Origin of the sequence: Chryseobacterium sp. G0162, from assembly GCF_003815715.1 — a bacterium.
Lineage (GTDB): Bacteria > Bacteroidota > Bacteroidia > Flavobacteriales > Weeksellaceae > Chryseobacterium.
The window spans coordinates 4,839,216-4,856,866 of sequence record NZ_CP033922.1; the positions used below are offsets into that span (position 1 = coordinate 4,839,216).

Below are 17,651 nucleotides of genomic sequence, written 5' to 3' on the forward strand. Positions count from 1 at the left end.
AGTATTTTAAAGTTAACACAAAAGTTATCACTTAATAAATCATTGAAATACAGTGAGAAAAGCACTAGTCATGAAATAACCTTATCTTTGAAAAGCCAATGTTTTCTGAGCATTAATCAATAGTATCATCGATGAAATTTTTATTAGACCTTTTATTTCGTGTTTTACAGCTTTTTACAGAACCTTATTTTTTAGTATTTCTTGCAGTAGTCATTATCGCCCTGCTGAGAAGGAAGAATAAGAGTAAAAAATGGAGAATAGGAATTCTTATAACAACCGTATTGATGATTATCTTTATAGGAAATGGGTTTCTGGGAAAACTAACTTCCGGATATCTGCAGGAAAGCTATCTCAATACACCTGATGTAAAAAATACAGTGGGTCAGATTCCTGTTATTGTTGTATTGGGTGGCGGTGTTGTAGATATTGACCATACAGAAAAATTACACACCATGTCTTATTCAAGAATGGTAACCGCTTATCAGCTGTATCATGAGTTTAAGAAAAATAATCAGCCTTGTAAAATAATAATTTCCGGAAAAGGAAGAGGAAAGAAAAGTGAGGCAGAACTTTTCAGTGAAAATTTTAAAAGGATGGGGGTAGAAGATGCTGATATTATTAAAGAAGATCAAAGCATGAACACCTATCAGAATGCAAAATTTTCGAATGAGATTTTGAAAAAGATGGGAGCTTCAAACCTATATCTGGTGACTTCTGGTTTTCACATGAAAAGATCTGTTGCTTTATTTCAGACTTTTGGATTAAAACCTATTCCACAGTCATCAGATTTTATAGATACTGAAATCACTGTATTTCCTAACAGTTATAATGCTGCATTTACCTTTGTCATGCTTAAAGAGGTAGTGGGAATATGGCAGGTACAGTTGTATAACGGTTTAGGGATGAATAAATAGTATTCTATTAAAGGATAAGGAATTAATTTGGGATTATGTAATAATCTGAAGAAATATATCTTCAATTTTTTTAATGTAAAGAAAATTGATTGAACCGTTTTATTTTAAGTGAGCAAAGGGAGCGACTTTGTCGTTGAAGAAACTGTATGGCTACGCGTTCGCTTAGAAAGAATCAATGAAATTGATTCCACTTTTACTTCCTTAAAAATACCCAAGAAGTATGATAAAACTTTGCGTTAAAAATTAAATTAATCCAATAAATAAAATTCTGTTTATCAGTTTATTAATGACTATGATAAAATGCTATTTTTTTTAACGCAAAGAAAATTGATTGAACCGTTTTATTTTAAGTGAGCAAAGGAGCGACTTCGTCGTTGAAGAAGCTGTATGGCTATGCGTTCGCTTAGAAAGAATCAATGAAATTGATTTCATCTTTGCTTCCTTAAAAATACCCAAGAGTCATCATAAAACTTTGCGTTAGAAATTAAATTAATTCAATAAATAAAATTCTGTTTATCAGTTTATTAATGACTATGATAAAATGCTGTTTTTTAACGCAAAGAAAATTTATTGAACCGGTTTATTTTTAAGGATGCTAAGAATTGCGATAAATCGCTGATGAAGTTGTATGGTTATGCGCTCGCTTAGAAAGAATCAATGAAATTGATTTCATCTTTGCTTCCTTAAAAATACCCAAGAGTCATCATAAAACTTTGCGTTAGAAATTAAATTAATTCAATAAATAAAATTCTGTTTATCAGTTTATTAATGACTATGATAAAATTCTGTTTTTTTTTAACGCAAAGAAAATTGATTGAACCGGTTTATTTTTAAGGATGCTAAGAATTGCGATAAATCGCTGATGAAGCTGTATGGCTATGCGTTCGCTTAGAAAGGATCAATGAAATTGATTCCACTTTTGCTTCCTTAAAGATACCCAAGAAGAATGATAAAACTTTGCGTTAAAATTAAACTAATGCGATAAATGAAATTCTATTTCTCGATTTATAATACAGAGAACCGGACTCTTGAGTTAGCTTAAGTGTCCGTTTGCTTTAAAATGTTAAACAGTTTTAATAAGTTTTGGCTAAAGCCAAATTGATTGTATTTTTTTATCGGATAGGCTAAAGCCCATCTCTATTGAATTTACTTACATGCGGTATTTTAAATTATCATCTTGTTTTCTCCAACGAAATCAGTATGTTTTTTCTATAAAATCTTTCAAAAACCACAGAAAAGCCCTGAAATACAAAAAAGTGATAAGAAGCCCAAATAAGCCGTATTTTCAATCCAGTACCTATGCTATCTGAGTGAAATTACAGGCGATTTATGGGCAAATTTCATTTTAGGCTAAAATGTTAGAGTTTTTACATTTTGAAGACATTAAATTTATGACCATCAGGATCTGCAAAGACAAAACCATAATAATTGTTTCCAAAACCTTCAGGTTTTGAGACTAAGGTTCCGCCAGCTTTTTCAACTTCTTCAGCCCATTGGTCTACCTGTTCATTAGTTTCTGCAGACACGGTAAATATGATTTCATTAGAGGTTTGGGAATCACCAAATGTTACCTGTTTTACATTAGTTTCTAATATATTTTTCAGAAAGAAATGAATAATAAAATCGTTTTCTCCGAAAAAGAAGCTTACTAACTCATCAGAAGTATGGGGATTATTGGGTTTACATCCTATTGCTTCATAAAATTTTTGAGTACGTTCCAAGTTGGCAACCGCCAGATTGGCCCAGATCATTTTAGGTTTCATAATATTCTATTTTTGGTTAGGATAAAATTACTGCCTTTTACCCAGACAGAGCTTGTCATGTGGCAAGATTTTGTATTTTTAATGGACAGAAAGAAATCAATGGAAAAGATACTTGAGACATTAGATTTACATATTAAGAAATTAAGACCGGAATTTTATAATCATTTAAAGGCACCATTGGCTGAAAAGGATATTCAAAGGCTTGAAAAACAATATGGTATCCGGATTCCTGAAGATCTGAGAGCGCTTTATAGGTGGAAAAACGGGCAGGCAAGTGATTGTTATGATTCTTTTGTGAATAATTCTATGTTGATTCCTTTGGAAGAGGCTTTGGACATTGCTCAGGAAATGACTTCGATGATAGGGACAGATTTTGAGATTGAAAACTTGTGGAATGAAAACTGGCTTCCCATTTTCCATAATGGTGGCGGAGATTATATCTGTTATGATTTAAAAGGGATTTTTACCGGAAATAAAGGTCAAATTCTTGAATTCTGGAATAGAGATAATGACAGAAACGTCATTGCTGACAATCTTGAAGACTTTTTGAATCAGTTAAATCAATATTACGAAAATCATTCATGTGAATTTGATGAATTCTTTACTGTTGAGAGCAGAAAAGGCTTTCCTAAGAGGTTTATGGTTGGGTAATTTAACATAATATATTTGAAGATAACTGAATAATGAAGTTAAGAGATGAAATAGAACCGGATTTTGAAACAGCGGAAAAACGATATCCTGAAGTTTTAAAACTTATTTTGGAATATACAGACTATTGTGATGAACATGGAGACGAAGACAATAAAGAATATAAAAAACTGGAGGATAAGCTTCATTCCATGACTGGAAAAGAAATGTCCTGGTTTAATCTTTGGGAATGGTGGGAAGGCGATGGAGCAGAGCATCTATCTTTTGATATCAGCTTACCAGATCCTCAAATAGTCACAGATATTACTAAGGATGAGCTTACCGAAATCATAAGAAGAATGAAGACTTTTGAAGTTCCTGACCCAGATGATTTGTCTTTTAAAGGGATGTTTTATCATTATATATGTTTTGGAAGCAGTTATTTTCCTGATTTTTTAAAATTGAATTTCAATAGATATGATATTAAATTATTTCAGTCTCACAAAGATAAAAACGGTAATTACTATGAGTATAACCAGGAAGAAATAACAGATACATTGTGGAATGGAGGTCTGAATAACCCTATGAAAAAATAAAAAATGAACAATACTATCATTAATAAAATCAAAGCTTTAGGTGGAAATACAGATGCTGTACATGCAGATCAAAGCTTTATAGAGAATTGGAAACAGATTAAATTTCCTCACTATTTGTATGATAAAGACTGGGATGTTTATGGGATTGACCAGTTTTATGAAGAGAATAAGGAATTCTATCAGAATCAACAGGACAAATTCTATGAGAATCTGATGTCGCATTATTTTTCAGCGCATGACTCAGCGTATGGACAATATTTTGTGAAAGATTGGATGTTTACTCCTTTTAAAGAAGGCTCAGAAGACCAGGAAGAATTTGAGGATTTGATTGATGAAAACTATGTACAGGAGGTTGTGGGGATTTCTAAACCTGAATTTTTCTGTATTCTCTATTCCTACGGATATCCGGATCATTATTTCATCTGTACGAAAGATCCTGATCAGTCTAATCCAACCGTTTACAGCACAGATCATGAGGTCTATTTTGATGAGCTTGATAATAAAGGTAAGCTTAAAGAATTTCTGGATCGGTTTATGACGAAAGATGAGTTCCTTGAAGTAGTTAAGGGATATTTGGCAGAGAAGTTTGGGGGATAGAGATTTTGGCTGGAAGCTAGATGTAGGAAGAGGGAAGTTCTTGAAGTGTTGTGAGGACAATTTTCTCTTTTTTAACCTATTTTACAGTAGTTTTGCAGATTATCAGCAGTATCCGATTAAAAGTAACTACCATCTTCCAACCTGATAACTTAACATAATATATTAAAAACTTACTGCCTATGTTTCGCAAAATCCTTTACTCATTCGTTATTTTGCCCTGTATTGCTTTGGCGCAGACTGCTGAGATGACCCCAAAGCAGGTGAGGGAAGATGTGGGTTTTATGATTAAAAGTATTGATGAAGTAAGTGTAGATCCTTACAGCGGAATTTCCAGGAAAAAATTCATTTTTGAGATGCAGAAGACTGAAAAGGATATTTTAAAACAGAAAAAAAGAAGCATCGTTGATTTTTATAAAGCATTTCAGCCTGTGATGGTGATGCTCGAAGATGGTCATACGGAACTGAATATTTCAGATTATATAAGCAAAACAGATTACTTTATTTTTCCATTTTCGGTGAGAGTTTCGGAAGATGGTGTTTTTGTAAAGTCCATTAAATCAAGTTATCATGAAGCTTTTACAGAGGATTTAAAAGGGCTGGAAATCACTGATATAAATAGCATAAATTCAACAAAAATTTTAGAGTTATTGCAGCACTATACCAGTGGTGAAAGCAAAAAAAGCAGATTAGAACTAAGTGAATATTTTTTCAATAACTATTATAATTTGTTCTTTACCAAGGGAAATATATTGGAAATAACCTTTGATCAGGGGCAAAAATTAGAGATTCCTTTAATAAGAAAATCAGAGAAGAAATCCATAACTTCCCGTAATATAGTTACTAAAAGTTACTATTATGAGGTTACAAAGGAGAAAAACTACGCAGTTTTTACTTTCAGACAGTTTGCTGATATAGAGAAATTCAGACCTTTTTTAGCGCAAATGTTTTTAGAATTAAAGGCTGAAGGCATTCAGAATCTTATCATTGACATCAGGGACAATGGCGGCGGAAATTCTGAGCTTGGTGATGATCTTTTAAAATATTTGGTATCCAAGCCATTTTCACAGTATGAAAAAACGCTTGTTAAATACAGTGATATCCGTAAAGAATATTTGAGGAAATCCTCAGGAATCGATTCTACGGAATTAAAAAATTATTTACAGGGAATATCCGGAACTGTAGGTGTTATAGATCACTCGAAAAATATAATTGAGCCTAAGGATAAGAATGAACGCTTTACAGGAAATGTTTATCTGCTGACAAGCGGCCAGACTTTTTCATCTGCAGCAGATTTTGCCAACGCATTCAAATTTTATAAAGCCGGGAAAATTATAGGATCAGAAACCGGGGGATTTATAATTTCGCCTGGAGAAGTTGTAAATAGACAGTTGCCCAATTCAAAACTGTTTCTGAACATATCATCTACAATAGATTTTAATATTGGAGCCACAGAGCATGACAGACATGGTGTAATGCCTGATATACAGATTGAAGCAGGAAAAGCTTTGGATTATACGGTAGAAAGGCTTATAAAGCAATAAATGAAGTTATTATGTACTCTTTTTCTGTAATAATATATTTTTCCTATAATTTATATTATGTTAAATAGAATATTTTACGGACTTTTCATCTCAAATGAAACTTCTCTTTCTCAAAGCTTTAAAGCTTTCATTATTAAAATATTAAACAATGTTTCTATTCTAAAAAATATTTAGTCCAGTTTTTTACAATGTATTATACATCTTCTTGAGTATTCAATTTTTGTTGAATATATTCTGAAGGAGTAATTCCTTCAAATTGCTTAAAAACTCTGTTAAAGGTTGACTGATTAGAAAACCCTGCTTCCGTATACACGTACATTAAGGTCGATTTTTGGAAATCTGTTTGGGAAAATAGCTTTTTCACATAATTAATTCTATACATGTTCAGGAACGTATTAAAATTTGTGTACCCTTTATAACGAATAGCTTTAGAAATGTATGCGCTATTAACGTCTAATGAGACACTTACTTTTGAAAGGTTCAATTTAACATCCTTAAAAAGCATTTGTTGAGTCATGATAACCTCAATCTTATCAAATACATTTTTCATAATTTCAGTATCTATTTGATCTGAGGGGCTTTTCGATGTTCTTTTAATTTGATTTTTATGTTCTTTAATGATCTCTTTTTGAGATTCTATAAAATCAAATTGCTGTTGAAACATTTCCTGTTTTCTTATTTTGCCTTTGTAATAAATAAGTAAAGCTATAACTAGGATGTTTGAAATGAATAAAAAAGTATCACTAAACATAATTTCTTTTTGAGTATGCTTAAAAAAACTGAATCCAATACCGCCCAATATTGATGGATTGTACGCAACAACGATAGCAATGACGATGGTGATTAAGGCATAGACTATATACATAATCATTGCTTTTTTTGAAAAAAATATATGGGCTCCCAAAGGAATGGGTAATAGCCAGAAAAAAGTTGCTATAGAATCATTCCAAAAAGCCGCCATTACAAAAATATTATAGATGGGCGCAAGGATCATGTAGGTATTGACAATTAGATTTTGAGAATATCTTTTTCGTGAAAAAAAATAAGTAATGCTTAAAAATAGTATTCCACAAATCAGATAATGGAAAATCATTTTGTCCTGGATGTGAAACTTGTAAATTGCTGTAAAAGAGATTAGTATAAAAATCATGAGAACTAAATATCTGTCCATTAGTTCAAATTTCAACCTTGTTACAGGGTCATTTTTTACAGTCAAAGCCATCATATGTGTAAATAGATCATTGTATTTAGATAATTTCATGCCAAAATATGCATGCTTTATAAATTTACATTTGCATCATTGAGCTAAGAGTAAGGTATACACCCACTTTATTAGGTGAAGAAAAATTTTCTTGAATTGAAACAGGTAATTATTAACAGTATGTAGCCTCTACTCCATCCTACTCTATCAAATCCGACTTCTTTAGAAGATCATCATTGCTGGTATTATTGGGCACTCCATCCTCCATCTAACACAAAATGGGCACCGGATATGGAAGCTGCATTTTCTGCGGCTAAAAACAGTGCCATTTCAGCAATTTTTTCCACCGGAATGAATGATTTTACAGCTTGCTTTTGTAACATTATTTTTTCTATGACTTCATGTTCGCTCATGTGGTGTGCCTGGGCCTGATCAGCAATTTGTCCTTCCACAAGAGGCGTTTTTACATAGCCAGGACAGATGGCATTAGAGGTAACATTGTATGAAGCTCCTTCTAATGCAAGAACTTTGGTAAGTCCTATTACTCCGTGCTTTGCCATAACATAAGCTGATTTGTATTCAGAGGCACGTATTCCGTGTACTGAAGAGATATTAATTATTCTTCCGAATCTTTGGTGTTTCATCTTCGCAAAAACGGCTCTTGAGGCGTAGAAGGCAGCATTCATATTAAGTGCAATAATCTGCTGGTATTTTTCGACAGGAAAATCCTCAATAGGAGAAACATATTGAATTCCAGCATTATTCACAAGAACGTCAATACTTCCTAAGGTTTCATAACTATAATCAATAAGTTGCTGAACTCCTTCCGGTGTTATTAGATTTGAATGAATAAATCCTGTTTTTATGGAATACTGATCCGCATAACTTGCAGCAATTTCAGCTCCATTACGCTCTAAACCATTAAAAATCACATGATCTCCATTTTTAGCAAAAGCTTCTGCTACTCCTAATCCAATTCCGCTGGTACTACCAGTAATAACTACATTCTTAGCCATTTAATAAAAAATTTAATATTTCACGATTCAATTGTTCTGCTCCGTCCAAAACTACACCATGTCGAGAATTGTTTATGACGACCAATGCTGCATTTTTCATTTTTTCCTGATAACTTCTTTTATATTCTACTGAAGTATAATCATGATCTGAAGTTATAATCAGGGTCTTATGAGAGATCTCTTTCAAACGGGTACCAAGTCCCCATTTCATTAATTCCCCGAAAGTAAGAAGATAGGCATCTTCATCATTGCTTACTACTCTTTTTTGAAAGCTTTCTCTCCAGGTTTTCTGATGTTCTTCAGGAAACATTCCTGTTGCTATTTTTTCTGCCAAAGCATGGAATCCTTTTGTCTTGATTACTTCAGTTCTTTCGGCTAATAGATCTATTCCTGTAGAGTTTGAGTTATTAAAATCAGGGCTGGAATTGATAATAATCATTTTATCCACTATTTCAGGATGTTGGTACGCTAATTCAAACGAAACTGCTCCGCCCATAGAAAAGCCTACCATATTTGCTTTGGAAATTCCTGTTTTTTTAAGAAGCTGGAAAATATCTTCCATCATATATTCAACTCCTTGTTTTTCTGGTACTCTGGTTGAATGACCATGAGCTCTTAAATCAGGAGCAATAACTCTAAATTTTTGGGCTAATACCGGGATTTGAAGATCCCAGTCTCTATTGGATGATCCCAACCCATGAAGCAGTACGACAGGCGTTCCACTTCCGGAGTCAATATAATTAATATCTACTCCATTCACATTTATCAAAGCCATAGAAAGTTTAATTATTTTTTTTGAAAAAATCAATGTTGTATTTGAACTCTACAGAAACCAGTGTTCCAATGACGGGAGAAGCAACGAACTCTCTTACTTTTGCATTAAACAAATTGGTCACATTCGTTCCAATGGATATGCCGTTACTAAAATTGTATCCGGCATTGAGATCTACTGTAAAACCTCCTAACTGTCCATAGTTCCAGGTTCTTCCATTTCTGGCATTTTCAAAGATATCATTCTTTCCATCCCCATCTAAATCCTGTGTCTTGGCGGCAATATTAATCCCTGAAAAGAAATCATATTTTTGAACAAACCTTCCATACACTGCACCAAAAAATTGGGGGGTAGTATAATTAAAACCTAAAGAAAATTTGTTGGCTGGGGTATTGATCGGGATATCAGTATCTGTTACTTTTCCGTTATGATCTCCATCATTGGCCAAATCGTTTTTATCAATATCCCGTCCAAAATAAGAATAGTTGATGACTGTTTTTAAATGATCGGTCCAGTAATAATTTAATCCTATATCAAAACCATACGTTTTCACTTTTCCAAAATTAGAATACGTAAGTACCATCGCCGGATTAGCACCAGGAATATCAGACAAAGGGGTATTTCCCATTTTTGTTACAGTCCTGCCGCCCGTTGCAATATTAAGAAGAGGTCCTATAAAGTTCTCTGACATATTATAATAAGCATTGGCATCTAACCAAAATTTCTTGCCCAGGTTTCCTTTATATCCTACCTCGAAAGAGTTAATGGTTTCTACTTTTAATGAGGCAATTTGAGTCCCGTCTGATAAAGAGAATCCTTCCCCATTCCCCAGTACAAGTCCACCGAATAAATAACCCTTAAGATTCATGATAGAAGGTACGGCCATTCCTTTTCCATACGTTAATCTGAAATGTCCATCCCCTACTTTTTTGGTAATCGCCGCTTTGGGAAGCAAATTACTGCCATAATAATCATGTTTATCCAGACGCAGAGCCCCTAAGAACCCCCATCCGTCTATTTTATATTCAGCCTGGCCATAAACTCCTAACTGATTTACATTGATAGGACCATCAAAATCCAGCATATATGTATTTTTTGTATAAGCCATATCTCTTTGAAACTGTACCCCTCCAATCACACTCAATGCTCCCCAGGTATTGTTATACTGCCCTTCGGCATTAAATCTTTTAGAATTATCTTTAAATAAGGCTCCCCGGTTTAAAAATACTCCCCCGAAGGAAGTGCAGGTACCGGAAACCATTGCTGTGTATATGAACGCTCCCTTGCCTCTGCATCCGAAAAACCTGCGTTGACCATAGAAACATAATTTTGTGTTCTCTGATTGATTGCATACGTTTTATCCGTATTACTCCATGTATAATAAGTATTGAGGAAAAATCTAGGGTGAATATATTTCAGCTGAAGTTCATCAATATTCCAGTCTTTAATTTGGTTCCTCCCGGCACTCGTTACGGCAAGGTTATTATTATTGCTGTGTCCGTAATAAGCTACCAGTTCTGATTTTCCTGGAAGCCTGTAATTCAGCTGCCCATTAAATTTGGTTGAAGAAAAGTCTCTGTTCAAATCTAATTCAGGATAGGCCTTATTATTAACATATACGGAATCAACGTAATTGAATTCTGTTCCCTGGGTATGTTCTAAAGCAACTTTAAATGCCAAACTTTTGTTTAATGCCTGTGCATGACGTACTCTTGTTGTCAAGACATTCTGGTTTCCGGCTCCAAAAGTAAGCGTTGTCCCTTGAGAACGGAAAGGATTTTTGGTGATCGTATTGACCAGCCCATTATGAGCATTAGGTCCGTATAAAGTTCCGTTGGGACCTAATAAAATTTCTACTTTTTCTATATCTTCCTTTATGACCGTTGAAAATGTTCCAAACGGAAGTCCTGTTGCTACAAGGGTCTGAACACGGTCATCCGTAAGCTGTAAATTTTTGGAATTGAATGCAGAATTGAACCCTCTTATATTAATTCCGGTTCCCAAAACGCCTGACCGTACAAAATCTACTCCTTTTTGCCTGGCTGCCAGCTCCCCAACATTGAAACTGGTAAATTCCTGAATATCTTTAGCATTAATAATATTTACAGTAGCCGGAACTTCTGTGATTTTTTGAGCTTTTCTGCTGGCTGTCACTGTAATTCCTTCTATATCTCTTGTTTTGGTTGATGCTGAGTCTTTCTGTGCATAATATGCTGCCGTATTCATCATTGCTAAAAGAAAAAAGTATTTTTTCATAATAACTTGGTTGTTTTTATTAATACAATGATAAATGGAAAGTAAGAGTAAAGAATTGTCGCACTGCTTTTTTACTCCTGTGACTAAAAGCTTAAAGGATGATTAAATATTTATAAATATGCATAAATATCTTGCCATTAATAGATTTTAAGTTAGGTATGACTTAAAAACAGAAGTTAACTGAGGTAAATTCTGAGAAAGATGAGAAGCCGTAATTCTGAGGAAATTTGCATTGGTTTTTGTAAGCTTTACATCGGCAATGGTTTTGGATATTTTTTCAATAAGATGTTCTTTGGAGATTTGGTTCTCCATGTATTGAGCCAATGAGATACTCCACAAAAGATTGGGAATATAATCAGGTTTTATTTTTCTTTGTGATTCATTCATAATCAGCTTATATTTTTTTTCAAGATTTAGTATTTCCCCATACTTTTCTGAATGTAATAGCAAATGGGTATAAAATGTGAAAAAATAGTGCATTCGATACTGCAAAATCTCATCTTCGTATTTATTGAGAAAGTATTTAGCAATATTCTCTGCTTTCTGAAATTGGCGAAGTTCAGTAAAAACCCGAAGCTGATTGGATACAAAGGTTATTTTCCGATAGTAATTATGGGAGTTTTCATAATATGAAATATAATTTTCCAAAAGATCTTTAGCCTCCGATATTGCATTGGCTCTAAAATACATAGAAGCCAGGGTGTTGACATACATTAAAGTATCTTCATTCTCCTGTCGGATTGAAAGTTTGCCATAATAGATAGCATTTTTAAGATCATTCTGTTTGGAATACAGCAAAACCCTGCTGGAATAATAGTTGTAAAGTAGTCTTCTGCAATACATTTCACCATGACTAAAAAACTGGTCAATATGATCGAAAATATGCTGAAGTTTTTTTTCATTTCCTGCTGTATTATAAAGAAAAGCAAGAAGAATAAATGCTTTGTAACGGTTGCTGCCGTTGATATCCGGAGTCATGAATACTTTTGTAAGCCATCTTTCCCAATAAATGGGAAAACGATTTTTGGAGGTGTATTGTTCGGTAATATCAATGGTGGCCTGGTATAATTTTTCCTGAATATCCCTGGATTTTTTATAGGCTTCCCTGAATTTTTCCAAAAACTGAGAGATCACCTGATGGTCTTCAAATCGCAATCGTATCATCAGATAAGACCTGTATTCTTTCATGATTTCGTAAAGATTCTGAAAGTTAAAGCCGATTTTATGATAGGTTTTCACAAATTCCAACATCTCTTTTTCATCCTTAGGTGTTATAAGGTCCAGAAAAAGTTTTCGTTTAAACTCTAACAGCCAATTCCCTATTTTGTCCACATCAATTATATAGAGCTTATCTTCAATCCAGGATTTGATATAGTGATACTTTCGTTTATCTATCGTATCATCAAATTCTTGAATATTTTCAGGATGTAATGCATTATGAATAACCTTATTGAAGATCTCTCTTTTTCCTTCATCCTGAAAATTGGCAAGCTTACTTAGATAGAGTGCTTCATGAGGAAGAATAGAGTGACTGAAATTTTCAAAAATTTTCAGTTTTGGTTTCATAATGGATGTGTTTTAATTATTTTACTTCTTTTTGAATCCTGTTAATAGGCCGAAATAAAAGTACGGATTTCCTTGTTGACAATTTCCGGTTTCTCAAACTGCAAAAAATGCCCGCTTTCCGGGATAATAACGATCTTAGCGCTAGGTATCATCTCTTGGGCTTTACCGGCTACATCATTGATCGTCATTGACGGATGAAGAAATTTATTGGGGATCAGGAGGTCGTTTTGTGCAAAAAGGAAAAGAACAGGCAGTTTGAGGTTCTTAATACCATCAATGACTTTATCATCCAGCATTCCATTTACTGATTTTTCAATAGCCAATGCGTGATCATTAAAATCATATGCCGTTTTTATTTTCTTTCTTTCACTAACCATTTTTTTCGCTTCATTGGGCATCGTATAGAAATTAAGGGAATAATTTCGATCAATCTGTTCATCTGAAGTTTTGATAATCAGGTCTTTGGTAGTGAAGTTTTTTAAAGTAGAAGATTCTGCTTCTGAAAACTCTTCAATCCCGGCCGGAGCAATCAATACAAGCTGGTCTACATATTGGGGGTATAATTCAGTAAATTTTATAGAAGCTTGCCCTCCCATGGAATGTCCGATGAGAACAAATCGTTTTATTTTGTGTTGATCGGCAAATTCTTTAATGATTTTGGCAAAATAAGTAGGAGTAAATTCCTTCGCTTTTTTATAGGACTTTCCATATCCGGGAAGATCTAAAGCAATACAGGTATAATACTTTTTAAGGTTTTCAATATTCCGGGACCATGCATCTGCATTGCTGCTGAGTCCGTGTATAAAGAGTAAGACGGGTTTATCTGTGCCTTCCTTTATGTAAGCAAGTTTTCCTTCTTTAAGGGTTGAATAATGAGTTTTAAAAGTGTACGGAGATAACATAGATTCCATCTTTGAAGTATTATTTTGTGCCTTGCAGAGAGATAGTATAGGGAGTAATATCAATAAAAATAACTTATTCATAACAAGTGGGATTGTTCATTATTATTTTGTTTGTTAAATAATTTATATAACTCTTTTCTGGATATTTTGCCTATACTGGTCGCTGGAAAATCAGTTATAAAAATGTAGTGTTTCGGGAATTTATACTTAGCCAGCTTATCTTTGAGGTAATTTTCAATATCTGTTTGCTTCAGATCTTGGGTTGTTTTTATAAATGCTGCGCCAACAGACCCCCAAACATCATGATTAACCGGTAATACAATAGTTTTTTCTACATGAGGATACTGGTTAATAAGTTGTTCGATCTCCTGAGGAAAAATATTTTCACCACCGGAAATGTACATTTCATCCATTCTGCCTTTTAGAAAATAATACCCCTCACTGTCCCGATAGGCTAAATCTCTTGTATAAAACCACCCCTCTCTCAATTGATTTTTAGTAGCCACAGAATTATTCCAATATCCGGAGGTTACAATAGGTCCTTTTATACAAAGCTCACCGGTTTCATAATCTCCGACAGACTGACCATTAGAATCCTTAATGTCAATTTCAACATAAAAGTTTGCTTTTCCAATGGAATTAGGTTTTTCAAAGATCATATCCTGATGAAGAGAGGTAATGCTGGGGCCTGCTTCCGTAAGTCCATAACCAGGGCGTATTAATATATTTTTTTCCTTCCACCAGAATTCAATGGCTTGTTGTGTGATAAACTCGCCCCCTGTTACGATATAACGCAAAGAAGAAAGATTGGTTTTCTCAAAATCGGGATCTTTAGCAATCATCTGAAGAACTGTAGGAAGACATATAAATACTGTTGATTTTGTTTTCTCTAATGCACTTAGGACGTCAGAAGCTTCAAATTTTTTCAGGAGTTCTATCGTTCCGCCGTTATGAAGTAATGGAGTGACAAAGACATTCCATCCGGAAGTATGATATGGAGGAAGTATATTTATTGTTTTGTCATGGGAGGTCAGTTCTAGCTGCATGGTTGTGTTAAGGCTATTCCAGAAAAGCATTTTGTTGGTATAAAGAACCCCTTTAGGCTTTTGGGTTGTCCCGGAAGTATAGAACAGAAAAATGGGCAAGTCTTCTTTAATAGTAAAATTAAAGCTGATGAAGTCATCCGGAACGTCAATGTTGTACACATGATCTACAAAATTGGTTTTGGAGATGCAATTGAAATAATCTTTTGCAAAAGTCAGTTTATCTTTAAAATTTTCATTAAAAATAATTAGAGAGGGTTCACAGTCCTTTAATAATTCAAATATTTCTTTTGCAGAAAGACGATAATTAATGGGAACCAGGATAATTCCCAAACGCTGACATGCCGAAAAAAGGGCAATCATCAACGCTGATTGTTCTGCAAGCACAGCAATACGATCTCCTTCTCTGTATTTGGATTTTAAGATCTGTGTGACCGCAAAAGAATACCGATGCATTGCTCTATACGAATATTCTGTTTGAGTATCCAATTCAACCACCGCAATCTTATGGGGAAGATAATTTGACCATTTGCTTATCCAGTCCAAACCATTCATGACTCAATTTTGTTTCTATTAAAAATATGTAAAATAATTGCGATCAGCAAAGAAATAAGAATCGCAATGGCTGCGGAAACACCAGGGTTTTTGATAGGCCCTTTCATATAAGGGGTAATGGCTAAAAAATAAATTCCAAAATGGACTACAAATGCTGTTACAGATGCTATAAATACAGTAGATAACTTTACTCCTTTAACAAATGTTCCAAAAATAATAGGAACAAAAGCCGCTGCAAAATAGCCATACACGCCCATTTGAGCAAAAATTCCAACACTTAAGGTGGGATTTATAATCTGCTGGTAACTAATGAGAAAACTGACCACAGCTAAGATGATAATCACAAATTTATTGACTAAAAGGTTGTGTCTGGCTACCTTTTCTTTAAATATAGGTTCTAAAATATCTAATGTAATACTGCTGGAAATAGATTGAATGAGGCTCTCCAATGTTGCCTGCCCAGCCGAAACTAAGCCCACTACAACAATCATTCCCACCAATACTGAAAAACGGGCAACCACATAATTAGGAATAATTTCATCCATCTTCATTTTCTGTCCGTTAATACTAAGATCAGGATATATAATTCTGGCATAGAACCCTACTCCCACCACAAGAAAGAAAAGTGTCATAAATACAATGGCACTGAGCAAAAATTTATTGACATGTGCCGGACTTTTCAGCATTAATGTTTTGGTGATAATATGAGGCTGGCAGATAATGGCCACTCCTACGATGATCTGACAAACCACAATTTCAAAAAAATCCCGGAAAAGAGGACTTTCTTTGTTTGTTAAGGTGGTAAGATTTGGATCTATATCATGTAATTTGCCAAGAAAGCTTCCTATACCGTCTTTAAAAAGATAGAATCCGGAGCCTAACATAATTAAGGCAACTAAAAGCTTAAAAATGACCTGCATACTATTGGTGTACATCAATGAATTGGCTCCTCCAAACATCATATAGCCAAAGACAAAAACTGTAATAATAAGCAGAACATAAAATGGATCAATATGTAAAGCTTTTGATATGACATTGGTAATTCCAACATTAATCAAGACAATAAAAGAAATGAGAAGTAATCCTAAAAATGCAAAGAAAAAGCGATAAGCCTGGCTCTTAAAACGATTTCCCATCCATTCTGCCATCGTTTTTGCATTGAACTGTACTCCTACATTGGCAAAGCTCTTCGCCATAACCGTTAATGAAATAAAGGCTGACAAAGGAAGGATAATACCTAATGAAATAAAACCGGAAACGCCATATAGTGCTATAAACCCCGGATTGATAATAAATGATGCTGCACTCGTCATAGAAGCAGCCAAAGAAAGCCCTACCATCCAAGGGGAAAAACTCATATTTCCCACAGCATAATCTTTCATATTATTGGCTTTCCTAGCACCTCTTATTACAAAAAAGATAATGGCTACAGCATACATTGCCAATACAATTCCAATCAATACTGTCCAGTTGTTATCAACATTCATCTTGTATATTTTGATACAAAAAAACAGAAAGCAAAAAACTTTCCTATAGCATTCAACCGAAAAGTAAGTATGACTTACTAATAATAATAGGTTATTTAATCAAAAAAAGCTATAAATAAATGGTTTAGTTATAGTGTGACATAATTTGATTGATGCTTGATATAGGTTCTTGCTATATGATTTCCGTGCTTAATAAAAATAATCAATCCCGATAAAATTTTATCGGGATTGATGTGTATTAAAAGTTTATTACGTTTATTGACGAGTCAGATTATATTCTGAACCCGAGGTCTGGGAAGTCCATGCACTTCCACTATTCATCTGAATTGTTTTTCCATCAACAATAGAGAATGTTGTTACCCTGTCTGCAATATTTTTATAAACAAGAATTACTTTTTTTGTATTTGTATCAAATTTCCAGGTTCCTGTACTTGACATTGGATCTGTACTGCCTGATAGGGTTTCTGCTAATGCAAATGTATTGTCGGCATTGAAGGTAATCACCACATTTCCTGAAGGTGTTTTCCCTGCATATTTTCCTGCTTTAAAATCAGAAGAAGAAGTTACTGTACTTCCATTTCCACTGGTTGAACTTTTCATTGAATTGCAAGAAAATGCTAATCCCATTACTGAGACAGATAAGGCTGCTATAATAATCTTTTTCATAATTATGTATTTAAAATTGTCTATTATGTCACTAAAATTATGCCATAAATTTGGATATGGTTTTTGAAATATTTTAAACTACAATATGAACAATCAATTTCCAGAGTCTGCAGACTTGGAGATTGATTTGTATCAATACCTCCTTCAGA

The 17,651-nt window shown here is 33.9% G+C and carries 16 protein-coding genes; 5 read left to right on the forward strand and 11 right to left on the reverse strand.

Annotated elements, in window-relative coordinates:
* Positions 1–131: 131 nt before the first annotated feature.
* The gene (locus EG344_RS21680; RefSeq protein ID WP_123911376.1) at positions 132–914 is read left to right on the forward strand and encodes a YdcF family protein; all 783 of its coding nucleotides are present in this window, start codon (positions 132–134) and stop codon (positions 912–914) included.
* Positions 915–2,281: 1,367 nt separating this feature from the next.
* On the opposite strand, the gene EG344_RS21685 is transcribed toward EG344_RS21680, so the two are convergent.
* The gene (locus tag EG344_RS21685; protein ID WP_123911377.1) at positions 2,282–2,677 is read right to left on the reverse strand and encodes a VOC family protein; all 396 of its coding nucleotides are present in this window, start codon (positions 2,675–2,677) and stop codon (positions 2,282–2,284) included.
* Positions 2,678–2,776: 99 nt separating this feature from the next.
* Between EG344_RS21685 and EG344_RS21690 the strand changes: the two genes are divergently transcribed.
* The 4 genes from EG344_RS21690 (at position 2,777) to EG344_RS21705 (ending at position 6,038) form a co-directional block, all read left to right on the forward strand.
* Complete coding sequence (locus EG344_RS21690) at positions 2,777–3,328, forward strand: SMI1/KNR4 family protein (protein WP_123911378.1); 552 nt, start codon at positions 2,777–2,779, stop codon at positions 3,326–3,328.
* A gap of 32 nt (positions 3,329–3,360) precedes the next feature.
* Complete coding sequence (locus tag EG344_RS21695; RefSeq protein ID WP_123911379.1) at positions 3,361–3,900, forward strand: hypothetical protein; 540 nt, start codon at positions 3,361–3,363, stop codon at positions 3,898–3,900.
* A gap of 3 nt (positions 3,901–3,903) precedes the next feature.
* Complete coding sequence (locus EG344_RS21700) at positions 3,904–4,497, forward strand: hypothetical protein (protein WP_123911380.1); 594 nt, start codon at positions 3,904–3,906, stop codon at positions 4,495–4,497.
* 179 nt (positions 4,498–4,676) lie between these two features.
* A complete protein-coding gene (locus EG344_RS21705; RefSeq protein ID WP_123911381.1) occupies positions 4,677–6,038 on the forward strand; it encodes a S41 family peptidase in 1,362 nt (453 codons plus the stop codon).
* A gap of 193 nt (positions 6,039–6,231) precedes the next feature.
* Here the strand turns inward: EG344_RS21705 and EG344_RS21710 are convergent, their stop codons facing one another.
* From EG344_RS21710 to EG344_RS21755, 10 genes are all read right to left on the reverse strand, one after another.
* Entirely contained in the window at positions 6,232–7,209 is a 978-nt protein-coding gene (locus EG344_RS21710) for a helix-turn-helix domain-containing protein (RefSeq protein ID WP_164464487.1), read from the reverse strand.
* A 275-nt stretch (positions 7,210–7,484) separates the two neighbouring features.
* Positions 7,485–8,255, reverse strand: a complete 771-nt coding sequence (locus EG344_RS21715) for a 3-hydroxybutyrate dehydrogenase (RefSeq protein ID WP_123911383.1) — start codon at positions 8,253–8,255, stop codon at positions 7,485–7,487.
* Positions 8,248–9,030, reverse strand: a complete 783-nt coding sequence (locus EG344_RS21720; RefSeq protein WP_123911384.1) for an alpha/beta fold hydrolase — start codon at positions 9,028–9,030, stop codon at positions 8,248–8,250. The genes EG344_RS21715 and EG344_RS21720 overlap by 8 nt, the downstream gene beginning before the upstream one ends.
* A gap of 7 nt (positions 9,031–9,037) precedes the next feature.
* Positions 9,038–10,288, reverse strand: coding sequence for a TonB-dependent receptor domain-containing protein (locus EG344_RS21725; RefSeq protein WP_123911385.1), 1,251 nt, complete (start codon positions 10,286–10,288; stop codon positions 9,038–9,040).
* On the reverse strand, positions 10,246–11,283 hold the full coding sequence (locus EG344_RS21730; protein WP_123911386.1) for a TonB-dependent receptor: 1,038 nt from the start codon (positions 11,281–11,283) through the stop codon (positions 10,246–10,248). Before EG344_RS21730 ends, EG344_RS21725 begins: the two co-directional genes overlap by 43 nt.
* Positions 11,284–11,430: 147 nt before the next feature.
* Positions 11,431–12,849 (reverse strand): hypothetical protein, encoded by a 1,419-nt coding sequence (locus tag EG344_RS21735; protein ID WP_123911387.1) that lies wholly within the window; start codon positions 12,847–12,849, stop codon positions 11,431–11,433.
* 41 nt (positions 12,850–12,890) lie between these two features.
* On the reverse strand, positions 12,891–13,760 hold the full coding sequence (locus EG344_RS21740; RefSeq protein ID WP_164464488.1) for an alpha/beta fold hydrolase: 870 nt from the start codon (positions 13,758–13,760) through the stop codon (positions 12,891–12,893).
* 68 nt (positions 13,761–13,828) lie between these two features.
* Entirely contained in the window at positions 13,829–15,349 is a 1,521-nt protein-coding gene (locus tag EG344_RS21745) for a class I adenylate-forming enzyme family protein (RefSeq protein WP_123911389.1), read from the reverse strand.
* Complete coding sequence (locus EG344_RS21750; RefSeq protein ID WP_123911390.1) at positions 15,346–16,836, reverse strand: sodium:solute symporter family transporter; 1,491 nt, start codon at positions 16,834–16,836, stop codon at positions 15,346–15,348. Before EG344_RS21750 ends, EG344_RS21745 begins: the two co-directional genes overlap by 4 nt.
* 255 nt (positions 16,837–17,091) lie before the next feature.
* Positions 17,092–17,502 (reverse strand): copper resistance protein NlpE N-terminal domain-containing protein, encoded by a 411-nt coding sequence (locus EG344_RS21755; RefSeq protein WP_123911391.1) that lies wholly within the window; start codon positions 17,500–17,502, stop codon positions 17,092–17,094.
* Positions 17,503–17,651 lie beyond the last annotated feature (149 nt).

What these genes read in the sequence shown, in the direction of transcription:
- EG344_RS21680 (WP_123911376.1), top strand. Translation starts at nt 132, where the DNA reads ATGAAATTTTTATTAGACCTTTTATTTCGTGTTTTACAGCTTTTTACA.
- EG344_RS21685 (WP_123911377.1), bottom strand. Translation starts at nt 2,677, where the DNA reads ATGAAACCTAAAATGATCTGGGCCAATCTGGCGGTTGCCAACTTGGAA.
- EG344_RS21690 (WP_123911378.1), top strand. Translation starts at nt 2,777, where the DNA reads ATGGAAAAGATACTTGAGACATTAGATTTACATATTAAGAAATTAAGA.
- EG344_RS21695 (WP_123911379.1), top strand. Translation starts at nt 3,361, where the DNA reads ATGAAGTTAAGAGATGAAATAGAACCGGATTTTGAAACAGCGGAAAAA.
- EG344_RS21700 (WP_123911380.1), top strand. Translation starts at nt 3,904, where the DNA reads ATGAACAATACTATCATTAATAAAATCAAAGCTTTAGGTGGAAATACA.
- EG344_RS21705 (WP_123911381.1), top strand. Translation starts at nt 4,677, where the DNA reads ATGTTTCGCAAAATCCTTTACTCATTCGTTATTTTGCCCTGTATTGCT.
- EG344_RS21710 (WP_164464487.1), bottom strand. Translation starts at nt 7,209, where the DNA reads ATGGACAGATATTTAGTTCTCATGATTTTTATACTAATCTCTTTTACA.
- EG344_RS21715 (WP_123911383.1), bottom strand. Translation starts at nt 8,255, where the DNA reads ATGGCTAAGAATGTAGTTATTACTGGTAGTACCAGCGGAATTGGATTA.
- EG344_RS21720 (WP_123911384.1), bottom strand. Translation starts at nt 9,030, where the DNA reads ATGGCTTTGATAAATGTGAATGGAGTAGATATTAATTATATTGACTCC.
- EG344_RS21725 (WP_123911385.1), bottom strand. Translation starts at nt 10,288, where the DNA reads ATGGTTTCCGGTACCTGCACTTCCTTCGGGGGAGTATTTTTAAACCGG.
- EG344_RS21730 (WP_123911386.1), bottom strand. Translation starts at nt 11,283, where the DNA reads ATGAAAAAATACTTTTTTCTTTTAGCAATGATGAATACGGCAGCATAT.
- EG344_RS21735 (WP_123911387.1), bottom strand. Translation starts at nt 12,849, where the DNA reads ATGAAACCAAAACTGAAAATTTTTGAAAATTTCAGTCACTCTATTCTT.
- EG344_RS21740 (WP_164464488.1), bottom strand. Translation starts at nt 13,760, where the DNA reads ATGGAATCTATGTTATCTCCGTACACTTTTAAAACTCATTATTCAACC.
- EG344_RS21745 (WP_123911389.1), bottom strand. Translation starts at nt 15,349, where the DNA reads ATGAATGGTTTGGACTGGATAAGCAAATGGTCAAATTATCTTCCCCAT.
- EG344_RS21750 (WP_123911390.1), bottom strand. Translation starts at nt 16,836, where the DNA reads ATGAATGTTGATAACAACTGGACAGTATTGATTGGAATTGTATTGGCA.
- EG344_RS21755 (WP_123911391.1), bottom strand. Translation starts at nt 17,502, where the DNA reads ATGAAAAAGATTATTATAGCAGCCTTATCTGTCTCAGTAATGGGATTA.